15 protein-coding genes are annotated in these 21,423 nt (G+C 47.4%); 8 read left to right on the top strand and 7 right to left on the bottom strand.

What is annotated here, in order from left to right:
• Window positions 1-358 precede the first annotated feature (358 nt).
• Window positions 359-2,272, top strand: a complete 1,914-nt coding sequence (locus QT984_RS00565; protein ID WP_333372758.1) for a heavy metal translocating P-type ATPase — start codon at window positions 359-361, stop codon at window positions 2,270-2,272.
• Window positions 2,273-2,571: 299 nt separating this feature from the next.
• Window positions 2,572-4,626 (top strand): elongation factor G, encoded by a 2,055-nt coding sequence (locus QT984_RS00560; RefSeq protein WP_333232942.1) that lies wholly within the window; start codon window positions 2,572-2,574, stop codon window positions 4,624-4,626.
• 276 nt (window positions 4,627-4,902) lie between these two features.
• Here QT984_RS00560 and QT984_RS00555 read toward each other — a convergent pair whose 3' ends face one another.
• Together QT984_RS00555 and petP are read right to left on the bottom strand one after the other, a co-directional pair.
• Window positions 4,903-5,997 carry a Get3/ArsA fold putative tail anchor-mediating ATPase NosAFP gene (locus QT984_RS00555; protein WP_333054279.1) on the bottom strand — a complete coding sequence of 365 codons (1,095 nt, stop codon included), beginning with the start codon at window positions 5,995-5,997 and terminating at the stop codon, window positions 4,903-4,905.
• Between the two features lie 208 nt (window positions 5,998-6,205).
• The gene (gene petP, locus QT984_RS00550) at window positions 6,206-6,406 is read right to left on the bottom strand and encodes a cytochrome b6f subunit PetP (RefSeq protein WP_333054278.1); all 201 of its coding nucleotides are present in this window, start codon (window positions 6,404-6,406) and stop codon (window positions 6,206-6,208) included.
• A 99-nt stretch (window positions 6,407-6,505) separates the two neighbouring features.
• Between petP and QT984_RS00545 the strand changes: the two genes are divergently transcribed.
• From QT984_RS00545 to QT984_RS00535, 3 genes are all read left to right on the top strand, one after another.
• Complete coding sequence (locus tag QT984_RS00545; RefSeq protein WP_333054277.1) at window positions 6,506-6,826, top strand: hypothetical protein; 321 nt, start codon at window positions 6,506-6,508, stop codon at window positions 6,824-6,826.
• Window positions 6,827-7,074: 248 nt separating this feature from the next.
• Window positions 7,075-8,181, top strand: coding sequence for a FecR domain-containing protein (locus QT984_RS00540; RefSeq protein ID WP_333054276.1), 1,107 nt, complete (start codon window positions 7,075-7,077; stop codon window positions 8,179-8,181).
• A gap of 512 nt (window positions 8,182-8,693) precedes the next feature.
• Window positions 8,694-10,508: an adenylate/guanylate cyclase domain-containing protein gene (locus QT984_RS00535; protein WP_333372755.1), complete on the top strand. Its 1,815-nt coding sequence runs from the start codon at window positions 8,694-8,696 to the stop codon at window positions 10,506-10,508.
• Window positions 10,509-10,735: 227 nt separating this feature from the next.
• Here the strand turns inward: QT984_RS00535 and glsA are convergent, their stop codons facing one another.
• Window positions 10,736-11,662 carry a glutaminase A gene (gene glsA / locus QT984_RS00530; RefSeq protein ID WP_333372752.1) on the bottom strand — a complete coding sequence of 309 codons (927 nt, stop codon included), beginning with the start codon at window positions 11,660-11,662 and terminating at the stop codon, window positions 10,736-10,738.
• A 172-nt stretch (window positions 11,663-11,834) separates the two neighbouring features.
• Window positions 11,835-13,151: a transposase gene (locus QT984_RS00525; protein ID WP_333054273.1), complete on the bottom strand. Its 1,317-nt coding sequence runs from the start codon at window positions 13,149-13,151 to the stop codon at window positions 11,835-11,837.
• 499 nt (window positions 13,152-13,650) lie between these two features.
• Here QT984_RS00525 and QT984_RS00520 point away from each other — a divergent pair, with 499 nt between their 5' ends.
• Window positions 13,651-13,995: a hypothetical protein gene (locus QT984_RS00520; protein ID WP_333054272.1), complete on the top strand. Its 345-nt coding sequence runs from the start codon at window positions 13,651-13,653 to the stop codon at window positions 13,993-13,995.
• On the opposite strand, the gene QT984_RS00515 is transcribed toward QT984_RS00520, so the two are convergent.
• Both QT984_RS00515 and pap read right to left on the bottom strand, forming a co-directional pair.
• On the bottom strand, window positions 13,992-14,984 hold the full coding sequence (locus QT984_RS00515; RefSeq protein WP_333054271.1) for a YdcF family protein: 993 nt from the start codon (window positions 14,982-14,984) through the stop codon (window positions 13,992-13,994). The genes QT984_RS00520 and QT984_RS00515 overlap by 4 nt on opposite strands.
• A gap of 354 nt (window positions 14,985-15,338) precedes the next feature.
• Window positions 15,339-16,826 (bottom strand): polyphosphate:AMP phosphotransferase, encoded by a 1,488-nt coding sequence (gene pap / locus QT984_RS00510; protein ID WP_333054270.1) that lies wholly within the window; start codon window positions 16,824-16,826, stop codon window positions 15,339-15,341.
• Window positions 16,827-17,575: 749 nt separating this feature from the next.
• On the opposite strand from pap, the gene QT984_RS00505 reads away from it, so the two are divergent.
• Together QT984_RS00505 and QT984_RS00500 are read left to right on the top strand one after the other, a co-directional pair.
• The gene (locus QT984_RS00505) at window positions 17,576-18,535 is read left to right on the top strand and encodes a GNAT family N-acetyltransferase (protein WP_333054269.1); all 960 of its coding nucleotides are present in this window, start codon (window positions 17,576-17,578) and stop codon (window positions 18,533-18,535) included.
• Window positions 18,536-18,721: 186 nt separating this feature from the next.
• The gene (locus QT984_RS00500; RefSeq protein WP_333372747.1) at window positions 18,722-19,882 is read left to right on the top strand and encodes a flagellar assembly protein H; all 1,161 of its coding nucleotides are present in this window, start codon (window positions 18,722-18,724) and stop codon (window positions 19,880-19,882) included.
• A 71-nt stretch (window positions 19,883-19,953) separates the two neighbouring features.
• Here the strand turns inward: QT984_RS00500 and QT984_RS00495 are convergent.
• The coding region (locus QT984_RS00495) for a calcium-binding protein (protein ID WP_333372744.1) at window positions 19,954-21,423 on the bottom strand (1,470 nt) is incomplete at its 5' end.

Here is a 21,423-nt window from a genome sequence, read left to right as displayed (position 1 = left end):
TGCATGGGATTTTGGGATTTTGATTGTATATTTGATTCTCGAATTCACCCAGAGTCCGCCGGGGAATGAATTCCCCGCCTCATAGCAGAAGTCGGTTAAAACCGACTGAAAGATTAAATTCAATTCTCAACTATCTTCAGTCCTCTTCCAGAGGACTTGCGCTATGAGACAGGGATTTCAATCCCTGTCGGACTGTCGAACTGTCGAACTGTCGGACTGTCGGAATGTCGGACTGTCGGACTCTGGTACTCAACGAGAGGCGAGTTGATCCTGGATTTATTTTGGTTTCACTCTTGACATTGACACTAATGTCAAGGTTTAAGCTACAGGAGTCATTCTACCAAATCAAGCTTTACAAATGACTTCTAATTCTTTGTCAATTTCTCGCATCTCCCAGTTAGCAGAAGAACATCCCGACGCTTTAACAGCCGCCCTGTGCGGAATTTTAGTAATCTTGGGTTCCCTAGCCCTGCAACTCGGCTGGCTGGGTGTAGCCGTGTTAATCTTACCCGCAGCTTATGTTATCGGCGGCTATTCCAGTACCCGCGAAGGCTTAACTACCCTTTTTCAAGAACGCGAATTAGATGTAGATTTGTTAATGATTGTCGCTGCTTTGGGCGCGGCAGGTTTGGGGCTGTGGCGGCAAGAATATCATTTAATTGTTGACGGTGCGGTGTTGATTTTAATCTTTGCAATTAGCGGCGCCCTTGAAGGTTATGCTATGCAGCGGACTGAACGCAGCATCCGCAGTTTGATGAGTTTGACGGCAGATACTGCTAGGGTGGTAATGTACGGCGTGGAACGCGAAGTTGCGATCGACAAATTGGAAATTGGCGATCGCATTTTAGTCAAGCCCGGAGAAATCATCCCCACAGATGCGATAATTATTGAAGGCTACAGTGCGATCGATCAAGCCTCGATTACCGGCGAATCGATGCCCGTGGAAAAAACCAGCGGCGATGAAGTCTATGCAGGTACAATTAACGGTGTCGGCGCGCTGAAACTCGAAGTGCATAAAACTCCAGAAAGCAGCTTGATTCAGCGAGTGATTCGGCTAGTTCAAGAAGCGCAAACAGCAGCGCCACCTTCTCAAATGTTTGTGGAAAAATTCGAGCGCGGTTATGCCAAATTAATCGTCGGTTTAGGCTTGCTTCTCGCAAGCTTGCCGCCCTTTGTTTTGGGCTGGAATTGGGAAGAGACAATCTATCGGGCGCTGATTTTCCTAGTAGTCGCGTCCCCCTGCGCGCTGATGGCTTCGATTATGCCCGCGCTGCTTTCAGGAATTGCTAACGGGGCGAGACAGGGAATTTTGTTTAAAAGTGGCGCGCAATTAGAGATGATTGGTAAAGTCAGGGCGATCGCCTTTGACAAAACCGGAACACTCACCACGGGAAAACCCGAAGTTATCCAAATTGTACCAGCAGCCGGATATACTGAAACAGAAGTTCTGCAATTAGCAGCAGCCCTAGAAGCTCATTCCGAACACGCGATCGCCCATGCAATTGTCAGCGCCGCCCAGCAGCAACAGTTACAATTGTCAACCGCTACCGACGTACAAGCAAAAATCGGTCAAGGAATTATCGGCAAAGTCAACAATCAAATCATAGCCATTGGTAAAGCCGAATTTCTCGAAGCAACCTCCGAATTGACTCAAATCAGCCTGCAGTTACAAGCCGAAGGTAAAACAGTTGTTTGGGTGGCAAAAGGCGAGCAACTTTTAGGAATCATTGCAGTAGCAGATACCATCCGCCCCGAAGCAGCAGCAACAGTAAAACACTTGCAAAAATTAGGCGTAGAACATATAATTATGCTAAGCGGCGACAACGAGCAAACAGCTCAACACATCGCCCGCCAATTAGGCATCAAAGAAGTGTACGCCGAACTTTTGCCAGAAGACAAAGTGCAGGCAATAAAACAACTGCAAACCCAGTATCAAACTGTAGCAATGGTAGGAGACGGCATCAACGACGCCCCCGCCCTCGCTCAAGCTTCCGTGGGCATTGCGATGGGAATTTCCGGCAGCGACGTTGCTTTAGAAACTGCTGATATCGTATTAATGGCAGATAAATTAGAGCAACTAGCTAAAGCAATTAGTTTAGGCCGCCGCGCTCAAAAAATTGTCAAACAAAACATAGTTTTTGCACTCAGTTGCATTATACTGTTACTGGCTGCCAATTTTCTCGGAAACATCACCATGCCTTTAGGCGTAATCGGTCATGAAGGGTCTACAGTAATAGTCACATTAAGCGGTTTGCGACTGCTCAGAAATTAGACCAATCGAGACAGAGGAAGAGTGATATCAAACCCGCTCTTCATCGGAATTATTAGTCTCTCTCTTCTCTTCCTCTGCGTTCTCTGCGTTCTCTGCGGTTAAAAAATCCAAATATTAAGAAAAACTACAATTTGTGTTTGCGTCACTCAAAACACGCTACCGTCAAAAGTATAGAATCATACCAAAATCTAAAGTTGCTCGAAACTGCAATAAAAATTAACCTAGAAAAAGTCTAGAAAATGGTATAGAACTGATTGCACCAAGAGCAATAGAAAACAAGTTTTCTGTTGGAGGCTATTATGAACCACAAAGTCCTTGGGGCCACGCGAAACGTTGCAATTGTTGGCCCTTATTTAAGCGGTAAAACCGCACTGCTGGAAAGTTTGCTATCGGTGACAGGGACAATTACCCGCAAAGGAAATGTCAAAGATGGCAACACAATAGGTGATAGTTCGCCGGAAGCGCGCGATCGCAAAATGAGCGTAGAAGTAAACGCCGCCACCGCTGAATATCAAGGCGTCCGCTTCACATTTCTCGACTGTCCGGGCTCGGTAGAATTTGTCCAAGAAACTTACAATGCACTCATCGGTGTGGATGCGGCGATAATTGTTTGCGAACCCGTTGCCGATCGCACTTTAACCCTCGCACCCCTGTTTAAATTTCTCGACGATTGGGAAATTCCCCACCTAGTTTTCATCAACAAGATCGATCGAGCTTACACAGACGAAACTACTTGTGGCACCAACTTCACCGAGGTGATCGACGCGCTCAAATCCGTTTCCAGTAGACCGATCGTACCTCACCAATATCCGATCGGCAAAAACGAACAAATCATCGGTTTTATCGACTTAGTAACCGAACAAGCTTACCACTACCATCCGGGCGCCGCCGCAGATCCCGTCCCGCTTCCAGAACACCTCAAAGCACAAGAAAGCGCAGCGCGGCAGCAAATGCTCGAAGAATTGGCGAATTTTGACGACCATTTACTCGAAGAATTGCTCGAAGAAATCAATCCCGACGCCGAAGAAATTACCCGCGATTTAAAGATGGAATTAGGCGCAGATTTAATTGTGCCAGTATTCATCGGCATCGCCGAACAAGATTTCGGCGTGCGGCCTCTGCTGGAAGCTTTGCTGAGGGAAGCGCCGACACCGGAAACAACAGCCGATCGCCGCGGCATTATACAAAGTGAAAACAAAGTTCTCGCTCAAATCCTCAAAACCTATTACACGCCGCAGGGAGGCAAACTATCGTTAGTGAGAATGTGGCGGGGGACGCTGACAGATGGAGCAAATTTGAACGGCGTTCGAGTTAACGGTTTGTACCGCTTGACCGGCCAGCAAACGCAAAGTTTGCAGTCTGTCAGCGCCGGGGAAATTGTGGCTGTGGGAAGGCTAGAAGGCTTGAAAACAGGCGATACGCTGGGTTCGGAGGAATTATTGCCAAAAGCCGAAATTATCTCCCCTGTCTACGCACTGGCGATCGTCCCAGAAAAGCGCAACGATGAAGTTAAGCTGAGCTCCGCTTTAGCTAAATTACTAGAAGAAGACCCATCTTTAGTCTGGGAACAGCACGGCGACACTCACGAAATTATACTTTGGGGTCAAGGCGAAATCCACCTGAAAGTAGCCCTAGACAGGTTGCGCCGTAAGTATAACTTGCCGATGGTAACTCACTTACCGCAAGTGCCGTACAAAGAAACCATCCGCAAACCAGCATCTTCCATCCACGGGCGCTACAAACACCAAAGCGGCGGGCACGGACAATTCGGCGACGTGTACCTCGACATTCAACCGCAGCCTCGCGGAGAAGGTTTCACCTTTAGCGACAAAATAGTCGGCGGAGTCGTCCCAAAACAGTACATTCCCGGCGTTGAAGTCGGAGTGCGCGAGTATTTGGATCGCGGCCCGCTGGGTTTCCCCGTGGTAGACGTAGCGGTGACGCTGACGAACGGTTCCTACCATACCGTTGACAGTTCCGAACAAGCTTTCAAGCAAGCAGCGCGTTTGGCGATGCAGGAGGGAATGGCCAAGTGCGAACCGGCCTTGCTGGAGCCGATTGCCAAAGTTGAAATTTGCGCTCCGAACGAGTGTACATCAAAGGTGTTGCAGTTGGTCAGCGGACACCGGGGCCAAATTCTCGGCTACGAAGGTAAAAAAGACTGGAAGGGATGGGATGCAGTTTCTGCTTATTTGCCGATCGCCGAAATGCAGAATTTGATCGTAGAATTGCGATCGCAGACAATGGGAGTAGGATTTTTTAATTGGGAGTTCGATCGACTGCAAGAAGTGCCGGAACCTTTAGCTAAGCGGGTTTTGCAAACGACTGGCGGCAATGGAAACGGTAAAAGTTAAGCTGTAGGGGCGGGTTTCACCAACCATATCGGGAAGAATTGAAAGGATAAATAAACCCGCCCCCGCCCCACGGTCAATCTGAATGTACATTTCGATTTATCGTGGGGAGAGGGCGGGTTTTCGAGATTGTTTGTTTGGGGCGATTATGGTTGGTGGAACCCGCCCCTACCACATCGCAAATTATACGATCGCGAATCAACGAGACATGATATTAGAAAACTCGATAATTCATCCGTGTATCCGTGTCAAAATCCGTGTCGTGCCTTCTTCCTTACCCTAAAAAGAAATAATCAAGTAACCATTCAGGAACTTAGCACCAGTAACAGACTTTCCAGTTAGCGCCGGAGGCAGCAAAATATTGCGCCGCTGATCGCCCGCTTCGATCGTCACTTCCGGCCCCGATTGAATCAATTTAATTTCTTTCTTGTCAAACCCAGGCAAAAACAAACTAACTTGACGCTGTGCAATGTTGATGTTAATCGGTTTAGGAGCTTTTGCGGCCTCCGAAAAATCTGGCAAAGCATCAATTAGCGACTGCCAATTATTGTCACTGTGCGCCGGAACCGAAACAGCCGTCAAAGGATCAAACTCGGCAGTAATAGCTTCTGTAACCGGTGCTTGATTAACAATGACACCGCCCACAGTCAAACTAACTTGTTGAGAACTTCCCCAAAGATAGCGGGCAGTTGCGATCGCGCTTGCATCCCCAGTCGTCACCAAAAAAGCCGCCGTGCGGTTCGGATCTGCCAGCGCTTCCTTACCCTTATCCAAAAGATTATCGACTTGCTTAGTAGATTGAAAAGCATTGTCTCCCGACATATCCACCGTCAACACGGTACTCACAACCGGTTGAATAAAAGGTGAAAGCGCTTTACCCAAATCCGAATCTACCAAAGCTTGACGGAACCTGCGGATGTACCAACTCAGAATTTCCGGCATTCCCAGCATCCGCAGCGTATCCATGCCACCATTGCCGTCATAAACAATTACATCGTATTGTTTGCTGTCGTCGTATTCCCGAAGTTCGTTCAACGCCAGCGCGCTGTCCATTCCCGGTAAAACTCCTAATTCTTGACCGTAAATCTGCTTGAAAAACGGAGTGCGGACATATTGAGCTTCTAGTTGTTTAATTTCGTCCCACCTGCGTTCTAGCAGTGGCGCGCTTTGCACCTGAACTGCTTTGAGGTTGGGGGCGATTTCCTGGGGGTTGAGAGTCAGGGGAGTCCCTAGCAGAATACCCAATGCAGGGCCCGGATCTTGGCCGAGCAGCAGAACTCGCTTGCCTTGAGCCGCGTATTTTTTAGCTGTTGCGATCGCGATCGTACTGCGGCCAGTGCCGCCTTTGCCCAAAAATGTCAAAATCAAAGCCATTTTCTGTTCTCACTGCCAAAGCTTACTCTTTAACATTTAAGCGCAACCTTCAGCCAGAGTGGGGGAGGGGGAGAGTGAAGGAAGAGGAGAGTCGGCGAGTGGGAGAGTGGGAGAGGGGGAGAGTAGGAGACGAAAGGAAACACAGTTAAATTCAATCCGTGTATCCGTGTCCGAATCCGTGTCGTGCCCCCTCTTCCTTCTACATCTGTTAAACGGGTTCTAGCTCATCTTCAAAAAACCAAGTCGCAAAACCGTCAAACTTGACAACCACACCTACTCCGCTACCGTCAACCATTCTGAATCCGTCAACAGTGCCTACTGGATTCTCCTTTATCTTGCCCACCATATTTGCAGGTATCCGATCTCTGAGACGGCGCACCTTCACTCTCTGACCTACTTCTATTGCCACTGAAATTGTTCTCCTGCTCTATATAACCTATATACAACCGTTTATTTTACAGTTTGGCGTCTACTTCTCAACAGCAACGCCAGCAGGCGATCGCTCCCGATGATTTTCCATCGAAATTTCCACCAACTTTCCCTAAAAGACGGTATTCTAGTCGGAGTTGGTCGATCGTCTACCCTGATTCGCTTGGGTTTGCTTCATAATGTTCCACAGCGGCAAGCTCCACTGTCAGAGGCTGTTCACCACTTAGATAATTATTTTTTATCGCTTCGCAAAAACCATCTTTTTATTAATTGCCACAACTACAGAATTTATCCCCAATTAGTCATCCTTCCGGCAGAAGCCAAAAGGCATTCACAAGCAGTAATTAATTTTATCTTTGCTATATATAAATCTCCCCTCTCTCACGTTGAAAACGGCTAAAGTAGATGCTGCCAAGCACTTTGACTAGGGTTTGCTAATTTTCCCTAAGCTCATATTTTAGTAAAGTGCCATGTTGTAACAGTTTACTAAAATATGAACATAAAAAAAGTTTTAATGCTAAACTTTCAGGCTGATAAAGTTTATTTTTACTGCTGTGTTACGGCATAAAAAATGGAACGATTTCCGGATGTATGCCGTCTGATAGAGGAAAGGAAGTCGAGGAACTTCAATATGACAAAATTGAAATTATGAATAAAATGTTTACGTGTGGGCGATCGACCAAAATTCCGCTCCTAAGTTTGTCCTTGGCTGTGCTGGCGAGTCTGTCGCCCTTTCGCGGGACGATCGCCAGTCCGCCCTCTCCATCCCCCAAACAGCCCTCGAACCCTACTAAAATTGTCTCAGTCGATCGACCGCCAGCATTGCCAACCGCCTCAAAATCTCCAACAAATCCGGCAACCGTGGCGGCGAATCCATCCCCAGCAGACACGATAAACGCCCAGGGAACAGCGGCCGCGCGATCGCTCGAAATAGAAGAAATCCGCGGTACAGTAAGCTTTAAAGGCCGGCCAGCGGTCGTGGGCGATCGGCTACTCGCCCCCGGAGACGAAATCATCACCGGCCCCAATTCCACAGCCCGTTTAGGCATCGACAACAACATCGGCACCGTGGAAGTTGCCGAAAAAACCACACTCAGAATATCCGATTTGTCAAGCCGTGCAGGCGGCGAAAAAAGCACAGCCATTTTTGTCAGCAGGGGGCGAGTCAGGTTGTCGATCGGCAAAACTGCTGCTGCAACTCCCGCAGCCACCACCTCAACAATTATCCCGCCGAACCAAATAGCCGCCCTCAATACCTTCAGCGGACTCGGCAAATCCAGTCAAATTGCCCAACAAACCCGTTCTGCCAGAACCGCCCCAATCAGGGTTGAAACCCCAGAAGGCGTTGCCGGAGTCCGCGGCACATCCTTTGGCGTCAGCGTCGGCGGTGGCAAAACCGCAGTCGAAACTATTGAAGGTGCCGTCGTAGTATCCGGCAGCGCCGACTCGGAAGTAATTGTCAACAGTGGCAACTCCACGACAATTTTCCCTCAAACCTCCCCCGTGGCGCCCTCAGCCAGCCCTCGCCTAGCTAAACTCAAAGTCCGCAGTTTATTGAGAGTCAGCGGCAATATCTATCGCCTCAGCGGTCAAATTAACCCGATCGACACAGTTTATGTCAACAACGAAGAAATTAAGATCGATCGAAAAGGCAACTTCAAGATCCAAGGAATTTTACCTCCAAGCCGCCGCCTCGAAATCGTAGTGCGAGGCCCGTCAGTCACAGAAAGGCATTACAGCTTCGCAGTTCGCTAAACAACCTATCGTCGCGAGTAATCTACGCGGGCCGTCTCTGAGGACTTGAATTATATCTAAGATGTTGCACCATTCTCAATAAGCCCTAGGGGCGGGTTCGCCAACAGCCTTAAAGCTTGCAAATAGGTTCTATAAACCCGCCCGACCCCACGAAAAAGCCTGTTCTTGACAATGGTGCAAGATGTGAGTTAGATCCTAAGTCGTATCAGGGTTGATTATTTTGTGTAGGTGCGAAGCATTTTGCCATGAATCTCGGTAGTCAAAATAAAGATATTTTGCCCCCACCCTTCGCCCTTACGTTATTGTAAAACTTCATGACAATTCCCGCATCCAGGATACCCGCCACGTGATTCATCCGTCCAAAAATAAAAAACCTGTATCCGATAAAGGAGCCCCCGAATTTATCTCGCGCAAGTCAATCTAAAATCTAAAATCTAAAATCTAAAATCGATTGACTCCCACTCCTCTCGAAATTGTGACTCGAATGTCAATGATTGCGTCAAATTAATTGCATGAAGTTCAAAAAATGGATCGATCATCTCAAACAAAATAAACTGCTCGGCCTGCAGCAACATATAACCACAAATCCTCCCTGGATCACAGGGGGATTAGTAGGTATACTGTCTGTAGCCATGCTGCAAGTGGGAATGTGGAAACCCCTTGAATATTTGGGGTACAAAACCCTATTTCAAATTCGAGAATCGGGAATTTTGCCAAATCCCGGATGGGATCAGAGAATTGCGGTAATTGCGATCGAACGGCATTCCTTGCAAGAATACGGTCAATTTCCTTGGTCTCGCAACCGCTACGCCCAACTGCTAGAAGCACTGAAAAAATCTCCCCCCACAGCCGTTGGTTTTGACATTCTTTTCCTCGATCCAAGTCCGAAAGATGATATTTTAGCCGCTGCAATCGCCACCAACGGCAAAGTTGTACTCGCTAAAACCACCAAAGAAGAACCCGTAGCATCTTTAAAAGCAGCAGCCGCAGGTGTCGGCCACATCGGCCAGGAACCCGATAGCGACGGTATTAGCCGCGAGTCAAAAATCTTTCTCAACGGGATTCCTAATTTCGGTTTAGCAATGACTCACAGGTACAATGCTGCTAATCCCCAAGATCCAGTATTGCTCCCACAGTCCAAAAATAAGCAGGAAAAAAAAGTCTGGGTTAACTGGCCGGGGCAAACAGAAAATCTACCTACCTATGCTTTTGTTGATGTCGTAGAAGGTAGAATTCCAGCAGATTCTCTGACTAATAAGTTAGTTTTAGTGGGCATAGTTGCTACCGGTTTCGATCCGATATCTTCACCTCTCAACAAGACTACGGCTGGAGTTTATTTATATGCAGCGTTGATTGACAATTTGCTCAATCAACGCTTGCTTCAGCGGCTGCCGGTACTCGTAGAAATTTTGTTATTGTTGGGTATTGGCCCGCTTACCGCTTTGGTTCTGGGCAACCGAGGTGTTAAAGAGAGAATTGCGATCGCTCTCGGTTTGCCTATAATTTGGATTGGGGCTGCCGCTTTGTTATTTGGCTTCTTTTTTTGGTGGGTTCCGATTGCCGCACCTATCGGCACTCTCATTTTATCTAGCACTGCTTTGCAACTTCGGGAACAGTACGAAAAGCAGCAGTTGATGAGGTTATTTGAAAAGCACGTCGATCCAGAGACTGCTCAGCTTATTTGGCAACGCAAAGCTGAGATATTTGAACAGGGAGAACTCGAACCTCAAGAACTTACAGCAACGGTGCTGTTTATGGATATTCGTAGTTTTACTTCAATTTCAGAAAAAATGCCACCGCGGGATTTGCTCACCTGGCTGAACAATTATTTGGAAGCGATGACTAACTGTATTATGGATCACGGTGGCGTTGTAGATAAATACATCGGTGATGCAATTATGGCAGTTTTTGGAGTGCCTTTTTGCCATAGCGAATATGCAGAAATTCAACAAGATGCTTTGAATGCAGTTGCGGCTTGTATTGCGATGCACGAACGGCTGCACCAACTGAATCAGCAGCTTAGAAGTGAACGCAAACCTTTAATTAAGTTTGGCATCGGTTTGCATACCGGACAGTTAGTTGCTGGTAGCGTGGGCGGTTCCCGGCGTTTGAATTATTCTGTGATCGGCGATGCTGTCAACATTGCTGCTAGATTGGAGGCGATGAATAAGGAAATTGTTTCTGACAGTCCTTTTAATTTGTTGGTGACGGCGAGGACTTTTGCTTATGTGCGCGATCGCTACGAAGGCAAAAAAGTAGGATCGATTCAATTGCGCGGCAAAAAAGAAGAGACTGTGGTTTATGCTATTTTGGGCGAAAAACATTAGTCAGTTGTCAGTTGTCAGTTGTCAGTTGTCAGTTGTCAGTTGGGAAAATTACCTTTTTCCCAATTCCCCATTAGACATTCCCAATTCCCAATTCCCCGTTCCTAATGACTGCGGACTAAGCTGTCGCGCATTTAATTGGGATAGTTATGTTAGTAAAAATCTTGTGGGGTGGGCATCTTGCCTGCCCTAAAAGTGAAAATTAAATGTAGTATAGCTTACTGACCAATCTAATCAAATACGCTTAGCCGCAAAGTTTTAGCTATTTTTTCTAACAGAAATAAGCCACCGATAGAATTTCCGTCTTTATCCAGGGGCGGACTGTAAAAGCCGATCGCCCCCTGGCCCGGAATTACCGACACCAAAGCCCCGCTAACTCCCGACTTGGCCGGCAACCCCACCCGCAGCGCAAAACGGCCCGATGCTTCATACAAACCGCAAGTTGCCATCAGCGCTTTGACACTACGGCAGTTTTCCCCCATTGCTCGATCGCCGCTATTTACCAAAACCATCCCCAGCTTAGCTAAATCCTCCACATTTCCCGACAAACAGCAGATGCGATTGTAGGTTTCTAAAGCAATTTCGGGATTTTGAATGTAACCCGATTCTACCATTTTCAAGGCGAGATTCCAATTGTTTTGATTCGGATTTTTCTTCACTGAATCGAGCATTAACTCGTCAACAAATAACTGACTGTTTGCCTGTTGATTCAGCCAAGTTCGCAAGTTTTGACAGCGGGACACAGCATTTTGACCGGGAATCAAAGACGCTAGGGCGATCGCCCCGCTATTAATCATCGGGTTTCTCGGCTTCCCTTGATCTATTTCGAGTTGAGTTAAAGAATTGAAAGGCAGTTGCGAAGGCTCACAGCCAACGCAGTCAAATACCGTTTTTTCGCCCAATTCGCACAGCAAATAAAGCAGCACAAAAGGCTTGACTACACTCATCAGCGGGAATGTGTGAGCAATGCTACCCCAGCTCACAATTTGCGCGTCAATTGCCCGAATTTGCACGGCAAACCCTTGTCTGTCGGCTTGCGCTAGGAGAGGTATGTACGCAGGGATTTGACCCGATTTACTGCGATTAATTGCCTCTTTTGCCCAAACTGCCAGTTGTTCCGGTTCCAAGGAAGATAGTTGGCTGGTGGATATTTTCACTCTCGATTATTTCGATCATTTTAAATTTTAGATTGCCATTCCTGGCGCGATATTGAGCCAGAAACCCCGTTTATTAACCGAATTGCGTCACTTGGGCCCGCTCCGGGAAGAAACTGGGTTTCTTCGGGGAGCTCAACCAAGCTCGAACTTCAGGCTAGTCAACTACCCAGCATCAAGCGGAGTACCGCCGGAGATGTGGGCTTGTATCTGAACTCCACCGCAATTCCGAGAACCTTTGCAGAATCTCAGCTTTAGTTTCACCGCCCGACACATTAGGGGATGCTGACAAGCTCCCCGTACTCGTCCAGTCCTGCCGAACGAGCAACGTTCTCATGGCAATATTTCGCGCACCCACCAAATCAGCATGAAGCTCATGCCCGCAACACTCGCAACGAAACAATAGTCCTTTTTTAGGTCTATTGCCGGCCGAAGTGTGTCCACATTTTGGACAGCTTTGCGAGGTATAATTAGCTGGAACTTTAGTAGCTAAAGAGCCGTTCAAATTAGCTTTGTAGTCAATATAGCCGTGCAGTTCGGCAAACGACCATTTAGCTTTGTTTCGATTAGCTTTTCGCTGTTTTTTGCTAACCTTTTTACCAGACTTGGACTTGGTTCTATCCCGAATTCCGGTTAGGTTTTCCAGTCCAATTAAAGTATTAGGCTTTGCAATATCCTTGCTGATTTGGTGGTTCACGTCAGCGATAAACCGTCTTTCTCTTCCCGACAAAGCAATTAGTCTGCGCTTTGCCGAACGAGTGTCTTTACGCTGAAGAGTTTGTCTAGCTTTATGATAGCGGTTGGCTTTATGTCTAGCTTCTGAACCTGAGTAGAAATTAGACTTGTTTTGTAAGTCTGTTTCTACGGCTAAGTAGCGCATCCCCACGTCAACGCCAGAAACTCTAGTTATTTTCAGTGGGTCGAGTTCAGGGGTTTCTACCTCAATACTTACCATCAAATAGTAAACCTTAGAGGAACGCTGATAGACAATTTTAGCTGCTCCAACTTTGGAACCATTCGCAATGAAATCCAGATGCTTGTTGTAGCCATCATACGAGACTACTATTCGACCAGTCAGGGTAATAATACTCACCTTCTGCTCGGATTTAAACGAGTAGTCACGCTGATAATTCAAGGTACAGGTTCGAGAGATATACTTAGGGGGTTGGTCTAGTCCTTTATACCGTTTCTTGGTGTACCCTTTAGCGATAGCATCGTTAGATTGTTTTACCTTAGTCCAGAGAGTTTTATACGTTGCCGAAACTTGTCTCGGTACATTGCAAGCCATCTGAGCGCCAAGTCCAAATCGAACTCGCAATTCATTGTAGACAGCCTTTTGTAACTTAGCACCATTGCTGGTTTTGTTCGCATCAAAAGCAACTTGTGAAGTATGATTCAAGGCATCGCGATAAGCCAAGGTAGTCTGAGATACCAAAGCTTTTTGCTCGGCATTCAGGTTTAGTTTTAGCTTGGCGGTGATTATTTGAGGCATTACTTTCACGAACTATGACAAAATTCAATCTCGTGAACATACAAAAAGCAAGTGGTGTAGCAAAATAATTTGTTCGCTCATCGACCGCCCCTCGCCTTCCAACACCTAAAGTCGTTGGTTTAGTTCGGGGCGGTTCTCTTCACTCACGCAAATTCCTCCCGACGCTCACCTGGGTACAGGTAGAGCGCGGGACTCCTTTTGATTTAGTTGACGTTTCTGTCCGCCGGGAGCAAATAAATTTTTCATAAAAAACCTGTACTTTGCATAAAAATCTCCCTTTCACCCGGATATATAAGTAGCAGCTTCAAGGCAAGGCTGCTATCTAAAACAAACCAGCACTAGCTGGAAATGCCTTCAGATTCTTATGTTTAAGCCCCAGCAAGGGGCGGGGTGCATATTTAACTTAATTCTTTCAGAGTTCGCGAAATCCTGTCCGGAAAACCCCCGAACCTTTAAGAATGTACTATCCAACCGGATTCACCAAAACCAGGATAAAAAAATGGCAGACGAACCGAAAGCTGAAGCACCAAAGCCCGCTCCCATGATTTTTAAGGGTGTGTGCAAGGAGGGAGTTCTCAAAGGCAAAGAAATTGAAGGCAAACTAGATATCAAAGTCAACGTCGAATCTGTAACAACCCCAGAAGCACCGCCCAAAAAATCCGAGTGGGAGCCAGTTATCTTTTGGGTATTGTTTGCATTCATGGCAAACTTGATTGTCGGCGATCCCGCCGGAATGAGAAAAAAATACAGCTCCCCACAAAGGTCTCATTCTCATCAGATGTTAAACCAATCTGGGGAGCAGTCGCTGTTGCCTAAGAAAAACACCAGCAACTTGCCACTTTAGGCCCTGGGAGCCTGCCAGCCACGCAAATAGTAATAGAAAGACCCGAAATATTCATCGAATACTCGTGTCGTAGTTACCAAAGCTTCTGCACTAGGCAGAAAATCTCCCGCGTCTAAGCGGAGTCTGGATTTCCCTCCTGCCGTGGGTTGAAAAGTGTAGAAGTCGGTAGCCCTAGGAATCACCTGGATTCCCATATTCGCAAAAGCGAGGCTGGCACGGCGCATCTGAATCGCAGATGTTACCAGGATTACTTTGCGCGGGGCGCCACGGCTGTCGAGTATCTTTCTCACTTCTTCGGCGCTGGTGCGTATGTTGCTGCCGTTATCGTCGAGAACGATACTGCTGCGCGGCACGCCCATGTTGTTTGCCAGCAAAGTCTCGATATCCTTCGCTTCCCCAACATAACCCTCCAACTCTGGTCTGGGGCCAGCGGTAACGATGACCATCGGTGCCACTTTTTGGCGGTACAAAACGGCAGCATAGGGCAGGCGATTACCTGTATCTGTCAGTTGAATCGCTACTCGGTTGGGGATGTGAGGCTGAGTGGTTCCCTTGCCTAGGAGAACTATCGCCGCTGCAGTTTCATCGCAGCAAGCTGTGCGGACGGCAGCAGCGGCGTCCCGTTCTGCTTGGTCGGCGAACCAGTAAGCGACAACTGGCATACTCGAAAGGATCAAAACTAGCAGGGCTGCCAGGATCATTCTCGGCGCCGGGTTGCGGATGCCCCCGTTCGTGATCAGCGCCGACGCAATCACCAGCAGAGTGATGGAAAAACCCAACGGCTTAAAGAAGAAGGCTATGAGCCCGAAAATCGCTGCTCCAACTGGTGTGTCTGGCGCAAAAAAAGCCAGGAACAAAAGGCTGATCAGCAGCAAAACGCGCAGTCGGTCTAATAACGGATTGTCTTTACCTCCTGATTGATCCCACCACGATTTGATCAGTGAGAACAGGAGGAATAGAAATAGAATGCGAGCTAACAGTTCTGGCATCTTGCAATATTCTGTGTCTTCATAAATTAGTACGGAAGTGTGGAAACGAGCGCGAATTTAGCTGCGGGAGGAAATACGGGCATCGGTGGGTTTTTAACTTTCGCGAATAACGCAGTCCGATCGCATTTATCCTGATGCTCGATTCCGGTCAGCTATCAACTATTGGTTGCAGGGTGTAAGCCCGCTACTTCCAGTCACAGATTGCTGACAGTTAATTGGTAATTGATAACTGGTAATGGTTGATTGGTAATTGGTAATGGATCGAACACGCCCCAGGTGGAATTGACAATTCAAGCCTGCTTTGTTCTGCCTACTTTTTTCCCCATTACCTGTTACCGATTCACCAATCCCAATTTATCGGCGCTTCAGTTGATTCCGAATTGCCTGCGTTACCGTTTGAATTACTTTAACACGAGCATAATACTTGTTATTGGCCGCAATTAGCGTCCAGGGAGCAGCCGGCGTGCTGGTGCGCTGAATCATTTGATTCACCGCTACTTCATAATAATTCCACTTTTCCCGATTCCGCCAATCTTCTTCGGTGAGTTTGTATTGTTTAAATGGATTGTTTTGCCGCTCTGTAAACCGCTTTAGTTGCTCGTCAGGACTGATGTGCAGCCAGAATTTAACTAAGACACAACCGAAACTGGTGAGTTGCTCCTCAAATTCGTTGATTTCCTGATAAGCTCTGCGCCATTCGGGTTCGGTGGCAAATCCTTCGACTCGCTCGACCAGCACTCTACCATACCAACTACGATCGCAAATGCCGATCTTACCAGCCGTTGGCAGCCGCTGCCAGAACCGCCAGAGGTAGTGATGCGCTTTTTCTTCGTCTGTCGGCACCCCAAAGGCATTAGCGATGTAACTGCGGGGGTCTAGGATGTCCGTCAAGCGTTTGATGGCTCCTCCTTTGCCGGCGGCGTCCCAACCTTCAAACAACACTAATACGGGGATTTCCTCTTCGTAGATGCTTTGTTGCAGTTTGCCAAAACGGGTTTGTTCCTCGCGCAGTTGCTGTTTGTATTCGTCGGGCGACAGCGATTGAGTTAAATCTACTTGGGCCAGCAAGTCGGGTTCGGTGGGTTGCAAGCTTTCTTGAGGTGGCAATTTCACGGGTGCAGATTGCATCGGCAGTCTGTCCAATGCTTCTGTAATTGTCGCTGCCATTTGCGTTAAAACTTTGACTCTCGCCCACCGTTGACAATCGCCTTCTACTAGCGTCCAAGGTGAGGGGCCCGTGCCGGTTTGGGCTACCATTTCTTCGGCAAAAGTTGTGTATTCTTCGTATTTTTTGGCTTGTTTCCAATCTTCGGGTCGCACTCGCCAAGCTTGTAATGCGTCATCTTCTAGTTTTTTGAGCCGATGCTTGAGTTCTTTTTTGCTCAGGTGAATCCAAAATTTGGCAATTGCGGCGCCGTCATCAACCATCTGCCGCTCGAAGGCGTTGATTTGCCTGATGGCTGTCGGTACTTCTGCGTCGGAGACTCGATCGAACAACCGGTCTTCTAAAACATGAGTGTACCAACTGTGGTAGAAAAAACCAATTTTGCCGCGGGCAGGAAGTTTCTGCCAAAACCGCCATAGGAAAGGATAGCCCCTTTCTGCATCTGACGGCGGCCAAATCGGGTGGACGGCAAACCCGCGCGGGTCCATGTACCCCACCATTTTTTTGACCAGCGCGCCTTTACCGGCGGCGGCCCAACCTTCGAGGACGATGATTGCGGGCAATTTTTTTTCTCTGCAGGCCAGTTGGAGCGATCGCAACTGCTGCATTAAAATTTCTATCTTGGCATCATAGGTTTCTTTATCCAGGGAAATATCTAAATCGAGGTTGTCGAGCATATTTACCTCCTATTAATCTGTAAAAAACAGTTTAACGTTAGTTTAACGTTTGGATAAAATTAAATCCTCAATTCAGGGGAAAACGTTATAAAAATTACAGTTACGGCTGGTTAAAAGCCGATCGCTCCTGCAATCAAATGCCAGCCTCGTTAATACTAGCAAGATTCCCTCGATTTCCAACTTGCAAAAAAAAACAGCTCAGGTTATAGTTGAAATAGGGAACTTTTAAATAAGTTCAACTTCTCCCCTCCCCCGATCGGGCGACGTAACAGGAGGAGCCCAAAATCCCTGAAAAAGGATTTATTGTAAAACAGAGCAAAAGTAAAAATCAACGACCCAGTGGGGGTGACAACTTCTTTACTTAGCTGTAGAAACTTTATTCAAACAATAGTAGTTACTTAAGCACCAAGCTTGGTAACGAAAGAGAGCGCGACTCATCGACATCCGACCATAAACTCACATACAAAACTAGCCCAAAAAGGCAAACCAATTTTTATGATTGCGCTATAAGATAAAACCTGAAAGCCTGGGTGATATAAACAGGTTTCTGAGTTTTATCGACACCATTCTCAAATACTAAAAACAGTTGAGTTGCGGGTTCGCGAACCCGCCCCACAAGAACATTTATTTCTTGTGGAACAGGCCGGAGTGCCTGTTACTGACATTTGTCCAAAATGTCGGAATTACTGTACTTGTTTGCCAATACCAACTAAGAGGAACAGTCCGAAATTACGGATTGCAAGTTTTTTATGAATATCCTGACAACACGCTCCTACAAGGACGAAACTGACTGGTGCGCGATCGCAAATTTGATCGATGCTTGCGAAGCAGTGGATAGACTCGGCGAAGAAGTCTCTGCAACTGAACTCAAGCTAATACTTGATGCCCCCAAACTCGACCAAGCCCGTGACGTGCAGTTGTGGGAAGATGGTAATTACAAACTGATCGGTTTGTCACTCCTAGATATGCCCGATTCCCCGAATGAAATAGACGCTTCTCTCTGGTTTTACGTGCATCCAAATGTCCGTAGCGAAGGTTTAGAAAAAGACATAATTAAGTGGGGAGAAAAGCGGCTGGGCGAAGTAGGAAAAGAACGCAATTTGCCGGCAAAATTGCGTACCTACAGCCGGGAGGACAAAACCGATGAGATGCGGCTATTAGAGAAACAGGGCTTTGAGGTCGATCGCTATTTTTGGACAATGGCCCGATCCCTCGCCGAACCCATACCCACACCCGAATTTCCCGCAGATTTTGCACTGACACACGTATCAGGAGAACAAGACATCCAACCTTGGGTAGAGATGTTCAACCAATCATTTATCGATCACTGGAATCACCACGATTTAAGTGCGGAAACCGTGCGTTATTGGATGCAAGACGCCAATTATCAGCCGGAATTAGACTTGATTGCTGTTTCGGGCGAGCGCAAATTTGCAGCTTTCTGCGACTGTCAAATCAAACCCCAAAAAAACCCCCGCAGCGGCACAAAAGACGGTTGGATTGAATTGTTGGGTACGCGGCGCGAGTTTCGGAAAATGGGTTTAGGAAAAGCGATGCTGTTAGCTGGTTTGCATAAGTTGAAAGCAGCGGGTGCAAACACAGCTAAACTCAGCGTCGATGCTGACAGTTTGACAGGGGCGACAAAGCTTTACAAATCAGTCGGTTTCCGCCCGATGGAAACTTGGATAGAGTGGGCTAAGACAGTGTAAATTCGTTAGGGTGGTCAGAAACCGGGTTTTTGCGAAAATACTGCGTTAGAGCCTGTAGATTCGGTAAAAAACCCGGTTTCTTGGGTTTTGATGCGATCGCCCTTTTGGATCGAATGGGCGATCGTACTTTTATTATGTCGCGCACATTATGCTAGGATTAACTGATCAAAAATCATCCTAATTTCTATGACGCGATTCATTCACGATCGCTTTGCTAAAGAATACCTAGAAGAACTGCTTTCACCCATCGGAACAGTTAAGGTAGGTCGCGATGTGACTTCGGAAGTCCGAGAAATCGATGTTTATTTCACTCCAGGTACCGCAATTCCCGAATACTCATCAAGCCTGGGATTGTTGGGAAAAATGGCTGACACAACTGCAATTTTTGAACCGTTTCGCAATCCGGTAACTGTCAGCGAAGTCTTGAGCTGCATGAGTAAGTTATGGGATTTGCGAGGTGAATTGGAGCGGCAGGCGAGAAGAGAAAATACTCGCTATGATGAGGATCTGTTGCCCCGAATGTGGATTTTGACACCCACAGCATCGAAAGCGCTGGTGGAGGGTTTTGGTGGGATACCAAACCCTGAGAATTGGATCGAGGGAATCTATTTTTTCCCGGAGCACTGGCGAGCAGCAATTGTGGCGATTCACCAGTTGCCAGAAATCCCAGAAACCCTGTGGTTGAGGATTTTGGGGAAAGGGAAAGTACAGCAAAGGGCGATCGGGCAATTGAGTGCTTTAGCAACGGACGATCCGTTACGGATTATTGCGCTAGAATTATTGTATCGTCTACAGTCACATTTAGTAGTCGAAACCCAACAGGAACCTGAGCCAGAAGAGCGGGAGTTAATTATGGCGATTGCACCACTTTTTCAACAACAAATACAAGCCGCACAGCAACAAGCGAGAGAAGAAGGACTAGAACGAGGACTAGAACGAGGACTAGAACGAGGACTAGAACGAGGACTAGAACAAGGACTAGAACGAGGCAGACAAGAACAGCAGCGCTTAATCTTAGAAAATTTTCTGCGAGTCAGGTTTGGAGAATTAAGCCAGAGAATGACAGTATTTTTATCTCCAATATCCAAGTTGCCTGCTGCGGAATTTACAGTGTTGTTGCTGGCAATATCGATGCTAACAATTGATGAAGAAGGGCGGGAACAAGCTGTAAGATTATTGGCCGAAAATGTCTTGAGAATGTACCAAAATGAATTGGGTGATATTCTGCCTACAGCCCTTACCAATTTACTAGCATTGCCTGTGGCAGAATTGACATTGTTGGTAGAACAACTGCCGCAGTTATCGGCTGATCGATTGAGGGAAAGGTTCGGGAAAATCCCTGAATAAAGCTGTTTGAGTAGCTATAGAGTGCGATCGCCCTTTTGGATCGAATGGGCGATCGTACTTTTCTTGATTTCCTAAATCAACCGGAAATTAGCCGATGTAATCGCATTGGCACTCACTCCAATCATCACACCTAACTCCTCTCCTGTCAAGACATTTTTGATGATAGTTCCCTGAGTATTTTGAGTGATTGCTAACTGGCTAAAACTCAAACCTCCGCTTAATCCAATCAAATCTTGACCCAGAGTAAAATCAGCGATAATATCAAATCCTTGACCAGTTGTTAAGGCAAAGATATCGTTGCCGCTACCGCCAATCAAACTATCATTACCCAAGTCTCCGTAAAGAATATCATCACCTTGACAGCCAGTGAGAGTATCGTTGTCTTCGCCTCCGTGCATGGTATCATTTCCTTCACATCCTCCCAGGATATCTGCTCCTTCATTACCGCTAATTAAGTCATTACCTTCACCGCCGCAGATAGTATCCGAACCTAACTGTCCAAACAGATTGTCATCTCCTTGACTACCAAGCAGGATGTCGTTACCTTTGCCTCCATATAAAACGTCATTATCCTTGCCACCATCGATGAAGTCATCATCTTTGTTGCCATAAATGATGTCAATACCTTCGCGGCCATGTAACAAGTCATTGCCTTTGCCTCCGAAGATTAAATCGTTGCCCAATTCGCCAAGAACGATGTCGTTTCCTCCATCTCCATAGAGGATGTCGTCACCTTTGCCTCCGATGATGAAGTCGTTGCCTTGATTGCCATTAAAGATGTCGTTGCTGGCTCCACCATATAAGTTGTCATCCCCGGATTTGCCATCGAATATATTACCGTTGTTAGTGCCGAGAAATTCATCGTTTTGGGCAGTGCCTATTTGAATTCCCGATACACCAAGTATGGTGTTTTCAACTGCATTGGGTTGGTTTAATTTGGGATAGGCAATGTCATCGCAGATGCATTCGTCATTGGGGATGTTGTTGGTTGTTGGTGTTGGCGTTACCGATGGTGTTGGCGTTACCAATGGTGTTTCCGCAGGGGTTGGTGTTGGTACGGGTGTCGGTGTTGGTGCGGGTGTTTCCGCACGGGTTGGTACAGGGGTTGGTATGGGTGCGGGTGCAGGTGTTGGTGCAGGTGTTTCCACAGGGGTTGGTGCGGGTGCGGGTGCAGGCGCGGGTGCGGGTGCGGGTGCAGGCGCGGGTGCGGGTGCGGGTGCGGGTGCGGGTGCAGGTGTTTCTGCAGGGGTTGGCGCGGGCGCGGGTGCAGGCGCGGGTGCGGGTGCAGGGGTTGGTATGGGTGCGGGTGCGGGTGCGGGTGTTGGTGCAGGTGTTTCTGCAGGGGTTGGCGCGGGCGCGGGTGCGGGTGTTGGTGCAGGTGTTGGTGCAGGTGTTTCTGCAGGGGTTGGTACGGGCGCGGGTGTGGGTGTTGGTGCAGTATCATTATCACTATTAGTAACTGCGACATCGGTAGCATCAACACCACTGTAATTAGCATCGGTACTGGTAGCAGCCCCCGTCACAATGTTGTAGGCAATATT

Origin of the sequence: Microcoleus sp. Z1_B2 (assembly GCF_036700325.1) — a bacterium.
Lineage (GTDB): Bacteria > Cyanobacteriota > Cyanobacteriia > Cyanobacteriales > Microcoleaceae > Microcoleus.
Note: the sequence above shows the minus strand (reverse complement) of the source record. Positions and strands in the feature narration are given on the sequence as shown.